This is a genomic window from Candidatus Culexmicrobium sp. (genome assembly GCF_058356305.1).
In genome coordinates this window covers 1-3,102 of record NZ_JBTVBB010000014.1, presented here as the reverse complement: position 1 = coordinate 3,102, position 3,102 = coordinate 1, and the positions used below count along the sequence as shown (strand labels likewise).

Genomic DNA, 3,102 nt, shown 5'->3' with positions numbered 1-3,102 from the left:
CTTGCTAGAATAATTAAGAGGGCTAGATTTATTGCTGAGCGTAAGCTTTATTACCGTTTGGGCCGACGAGTTAAAGGCAACCTAGAATTCTTCATTCAAAAAGCATCACCACATAAACCTGGATTCGTAGTAATATTCCCCAAAATCATCGTCGATCCATTCGGAAACATAGTTAAAGTCAAAGCCCCAAGAAAAGAACACCGCCATGCATATCGTCTTTATGTCGACTATCTCCGTGACATGTATGTTAAGACTGGAGATAAGAAGTGGTGGTATAAATACTTAGGAGTTTCAACAGATCCAAACTGGCCTCTAACACGCTTCAAATATAAAAGACACATGGAGGAAAGCCAGATTAAACCCAAAAGATTCGTAACAATCTTTGACCCACCAGAAATTGTTTTAGGGAAACCATTCTGGCTTGAACGCGTCCTAAAAGGAGAACTAGGAACACCACCAGAACTAAAATCCTGGCTAGACTACATCCTAAGCGAACCGTAAACCTGAAAATCAAAATTAGAAAGAAAACCCCAACTAGCAGCACCAGAAACGAGCAATATTCTGTTTATGCTTGCATGATCCCACTTACAAACACCAACATCAACAATTCTTTTAATCAACCCAACAGTTAACTCTGAATTAGAGTTCATGTAACGCATCCACGTTACATAAATTGTAACGTTCCACGATACATCATATCCTCAATAAATTGAATATTCCCTTCCACCACCTGTAGACCGTTGAGGGATCCACGCCTAGAAGCTTAGCTATTTCGCTCTTACTAACCCCGGCTTCTATTAGCCTTGAAATTAGTGAACGTATATAATTGCGTTCAAACGCAATGGTACGCATTGCAACCACCGCAATTTTTCAAATAATAGAATATACACTTAGAAATCAAGCTAGAATATGCAAATTCCACCAATCAAAACCCACATGAATGTTATGAAGGTTATCTATTAACTAGTCGGCCTAAAATTTCATGAGTGTGAGGTTCAGGATGGAGAGGAACTGAATTTAAGAACTGCACAATTATTCTTACTCCACTTCACCGTGAACCTCCAAAAACAACCAAAATTAATATGTCGCACTTCAAACCAAGTGTAACATTTTCAAAATAAGGGAGTTTCAAAAAATACAGATGATAGTTCAATTTTACCATGTATATCTTTCTTGAGCTTTTTTTGCTTCTTCTATTCGCCTTGTTAATTCCTCAAGTATTTTCTCGTATTTCTTAGGTATCTTTAATTCAATTTCTCTTCTTTCTGCTTTTAGATGCTTGATTTCTTTTTCTATTTCTTTTATTTTCTCATTAATAATTGGGAATGATTCTCCAATTACTGTTACTATATTAACTAAAACACGACTCGTGTCCTTTATTTCAAGTATTAATCTTTTTAGAATTTTTGTTAAACTTTTTTGATGAAATGCTATTAAGGAAATTGGTTCAAGTATATTTTTTGCATCAATAGTAGAAATTTGACGAAAAGGTTGTTTACTCAATATTTCCTTTAATTTTTCAATTAATTCTATATTCTTATCTATCAAATCCATACTTCCTTCTAAAAAAACAATAAATGGTTTAAAAACGCTTTCAATTATTTCATGTTTACTTTGTAGTTTATTTTTAGTCATTTTTTATCACCAATTTTTAATCCAAGCTCCTTTTTAAGGACATATTCAATAAATTCTGAAATTTCCATGTCTCGTCTTATTGCCTCTATTTTAACTTCTTTCCAGAGTTCAGGATCTATTTTTATTGAAGTAGTTTTTCTTTTCTTCTTTCTAGTCATTATAATTCACAATTAAATATGTAATTACAGTAGTATATAAATTTAACTGTCTAGTATTACAGCATTACATTATACTCAAAGCAAAATATACAGTTTTAGAGAGAAAAGTCAATTAAGAATATAAACAATTTTATTTGATAAGACAAATATCAAATAAAAATACAATGATAGACACCTAAAAATTGTTTAAAATATTTATTTCTCCAATTCCATTTACTTTGTGGTGCCATTTATGACTTCTAAGAGGATTTTTGAGGTTAAGAATGGCATTCTAACTATTGATTTGAAGACTTTCCTGGATATGATTGAGGATATTATTGACAGAGCTAAGAAGGGTGAAAATAAGTATGATATTTTGGATGAGGTTGCCTTGGCAGTTGATGAGGAGTTTAGGAGGATAATCAAGGAAGGTGAGAAGCTCATAGAGAAGATTAGGAAGGGCGAAGTTAAACCAATCATTATTGAGTGAAATTATCTTTTAATTCTATCTATAAAGTCTAAGAAAAACGTTTATTTTTTACTTGGAAAAAGTATTTTTGGTGTTAGGTAGTTGAAGTTCAAAATTCTGTGTAATAAGCCTGGCCGTGCAAAAGTTGCAGATGGGACTATCTTAACTATTAGAGTCACAGTTATGAAAATCGACGAACTTGAAAGAACACCAACAGGACTTTCTTTTGGTGTTGGCTTTCACACAGCTATTGCAGCTTCATCTCCTGAAGAACTTAAAATGAAAGTTAGAGACAAACCTGAGCCAAAGGGAAATGAGCATATTAGAAGATTGGATATTTGGGAGATTGTAGATATTGTAAATGATGTCGAGCCTGCCATAGAAGAAGTTGAGTATAAAGGAAGTGATAATCATACTTATAAAATAATCGTTAAAATTGAGCCAACTACTGTGAGTAGAACTTTAGAATATAGGGACAAGGAAGGAAATCCAGTATATCATGTGCGTTGGGCCCCTACAATATTAACAAAAATTGTTAAGTAGATGGTCAAAATGGTATGTTTAGTTCCGACTGAGCATTTTAAGGATAGATTTTTGGAAAGAACTAAATCTTTTAATATGACTATAAATGAAATTGTTTCATATATTAAGGAAAAGTTATATAGAGAACCTCGATCACTTAAAGAGAATAAAAAGCATAGAGGGTTAGAAGGAGTTAGATATCATCTTTCTCTTAACATTTTTAATGGTGTTATTTTTAGAATAGTTTTAGAGAAAACTAGAGACTGTTTTAAGCTTATTACTCTATGGACTGAGAGTCCTTGATAATGCCTTAATAATTTCTCCACTCAATAATATCTC

At 32.7% G+C, this 3,102-nt stretch carries 8 protein-coding genes; 4 read left to right on the top strand and 4 right to left on the bottom strand.

The window, feature by feature from the left end; all coding sequences use genetic code 11:
• Positions 1-501: hypothetical protein (locus ACW8TM_RS04115; protein ID WP_491532008.1), on the top strand; the 501-nt coding region annotated here is incomplete at its 5' end.
• On the opposite strand, the gene ACW8TM_RS04110 is transcribed toward ACW8TM_RS04115, so the two are convergent.
• The 4 genes from ACW8TM_RS04110 to ACW8TM_RS04095 all read right to left on the bottom strand — a co-directional run bounded on the left by ACW8TM_RS04110 (position 480) and on the right by ACW8TM_RS04095 (position 1,793).
• The gene (locus ACW8TM_RS04110) at positions 480-650 is read right to left on the bottom strand and encodes a hypothetical protein (RefSeq protein ID WP_491532007.1); all 171 of its coding nucleotides are present in this window, start codon (positions 648-650) and stop codon (positions 480-482) included. The two genes, ACW8TM_RS04115 and ACW8TM_RS04110, sit on opposite strands and share 22 nt — an antisense overlap.
• A 43-nt stretch (positions 651-693) precedes the next feature.
• The gene (locus ACW8TM_RS04105; protein ID WP_491532006.1) at positions 694-852 is read right to left on the bottom strand and encodes a helix-turn-helix domain-containing protein; all 159 of its coding nucleotides are present in this window, start codon (positions 850-852) and stop codon (positions 694-696) included.
• 303 nt (positions 853-1,155) lie between these two features.
• Positions 1,156-1,635, bottom strand: a complete 480-nt coding sequence (locus ACW8TM_RS04100; protein WP_491532005.1) for a hypothetical protein — start codon at positions 1,633-1,635, stop codon at positions 1,156-1,158.
• A complete protein-coding gene (locus ACW8TM_RS04095; RefSeq protein WP_491532004.1) occupies positions 1,632-1,793 on the bottom strand; it encodes a hypothetical protein in 162 nt (53 codons plus the stop codon). Before ACW8TM_RS04095 ends, ACW8TM_RS04100 begins: the two co-directional genes overlap by 4 nt.
• Before the next feature lie 232 nt (positions 1,794-2,025).
• On the opposite strand from ACW8TM_RS04095, the gene ACW8TM_RS04090 reads away from it, so the two are divergent.
• From ACW8TM_RS04090 to ACW8TM_RS04080, 3 genes are all read left to right on the top strand, one after another.
• Positions 2,026-2,262 (top strand): hypothetical protein, encoded by a 237-nt coding sequence (locus ACW8TM_RS04090; RefSeq protein WP_491532003.1) that lies wholly within the window; start codon positions 2,026-2,028, stop codon positions 2,260-2,262.
• Positions 2,263-2,343: 81 nt separating this feature from the next.
• Positions 2,344-2,784, top strand: coding sequence for a hypothetical protein (locus tag ACW8TM_RS04085; protein WP_491532002.1), 441 nt, complete (start codon positions 2,344-2,346; stop codon positions 2,782-2,784).
• Between the two features lie 9 nt (positions 2,785-2,793).
• Positions 2,794-3,066 (top strand): hypothetical protein, encoded by a 273-nt coding sequence (locus ACW8TM_RS04080; RefSeq protein WP_491532001.1) that lies wholly within the window; start codon positions 2,794-2,796, stop codon positions 3,064-3,066.
• Positions 3,067-3,102 lie beyond the last annotated feature (36 nt).